Raw genomic sequence first — 1511 nt, 5'->3', positions numbered from 1 at the left:
AGAACGTATTAAGCAGGGCCTGGCACGTTCGGGTTACAAGCCAACAGGTAAGAAAGCCAATGAGGCTAAGCACAAACGAATAAAAGAATTGCTAGCAGCTGGCAATATGACTATGATATACGCTGAATTATCAGGAGACTTTCCCTTGGGAGATTCTAGGCAGCCAATTTATAAAAGTCTTCGGCCATTTGATTTGGTGTCTTAAAACCCAAACCCTTTTGAATTCTTCGATGATTATAAAATAACTCAATGTATTTTATAATATCTGCTTTGGCTTCTTCTCTGGTTTGATAGTTGTAATGATGCACTAACTCATTTTTCAGTATTCCCCAAAAGCTTTCAATCGGTGCATTATCGTAACAGTCTCCGCGCTTGCTCATTGAACCTTGAAAACCATATTGCTCAAGTATATTTCGATATTCATGGCTGCAATATTGACTTCCTCTGTCTGAATGCACAATCAGTTCTTTGGTTGGTTTTTGATTGTGAATAGCCATATTTAGCGCATTACAAACAAGCTGTGTTGTCATGCGCTCATTTAAGCTATAGCCAACCACTTGCTTCGTGTAAAGGTCTTTTACCGCTGCTAAATACAGCCATCCTTCAACAGTCCATATGTACGTAATATCACTTGACCATGCTTGATTTGGTCTAGTCATTGAGAATTGTTGCTCCAGCAGGTTTTCATAGATCGCTCGATTATGGTCACTATTCGTAGTCCTTTTAAAACGCTTGTGTCGCTTACAATACAGGTGGTTCAGCGCTTTTATCTGACGTACAGCGTACATACTCATTTTTATACCCTGAGCTTGTAAGTATTTGGTTAATCGAATATAACCATAGCTCTGCCTTGTCTCCTCATGGGCTATTTTCACCAATATCGTCTGTTGATTTCGTTGAATCGTTCTTTTGCTCACGCCTCTCTTGAGCCAATCATAAAAACATGAAACTGAAACATGAAGTAATCGAGCCATTAAGGTAATTGGAAAAGAATATCTTTTTTGTTTCATATAGGCGTACCTTACAGACTTTCTTTGGCAAAGTACGCTGCTGCCTTTTTTAAAAATTCACGTTCCATTTCAGCTATTTTGAGCTGTTGTTTGAGTTTTTTATTTTCTTCGAGTAGAGCGTTTAGATCAGGTGAATACTGTTTTGTACCTGCTAAAGTTCCAGCCTTTGCTTTGGTATTCCAATTTGAAAGAGTTTGCATTGAAATGCTAAGTTGTCTAGCTGTTTCCGAGACATTGCCTTGATTGGCTTCAATTAATTTGATGGCTTCAGCTTTAAATTCTGTGGTGTAAGTCTTGTGTTTCTTGCTCATGGTAAACTCCTGATGAGTGTGTTTAGTTTACCAAGTTAAAACCTCCTGTTTTTTCAGCACACATCACTGTTTAGCTGTTGCTTAGATGAGTTTATAGTCCGTAGCTTCCCAAGATGCGGACTTTTTTATTTTTGTACAATTCGTTAATGGTACAAAGATTCGCGCATTAAAAAGACAGTTAATAGTAAAT

At 38.0% G+C, this 1511-nt stretch carries 1 protein-coding gene; it reads right to left on the bottom strand.

Going from position 1 to position 1511, the window contains the following annotated elements; translation table 11 throughout:
• Nucleotides 1–155: 155 nt before the first annotated feature.
• Nucleotides 156–1321 (bottom strand): IS3-like element ISAba22 family transposase gene (locus tag IEZ01_RS34400; RefSeq protein WP_085940844.1). Its coding sequence is split into 2 segments (ribosomal slippage): nt 156–1063 and nt 1063–1321, totalling 1167 coding nucleotides; the frame shifts between segments, so codons are not numbered across the junction.
• Nucleotides 1322–1511: the final 190 nt, after the last annotated feature.

Source organism: Streptomyces purpureus, assembly GCF_014648195.1.
In the GTDB taxonomy this organism is placed as follows: Bacteria; Actinomycetota; Actinomycetes; order Streptomycetales; family Streptomycetaceae; genus Streptomyces; species Streptomyces purpureus.
The sequence above is the reverse complement of the archived record's forward strand: the minus strand, read 5'-3'. Positions and strand labels throughout refer to the sequence as shown.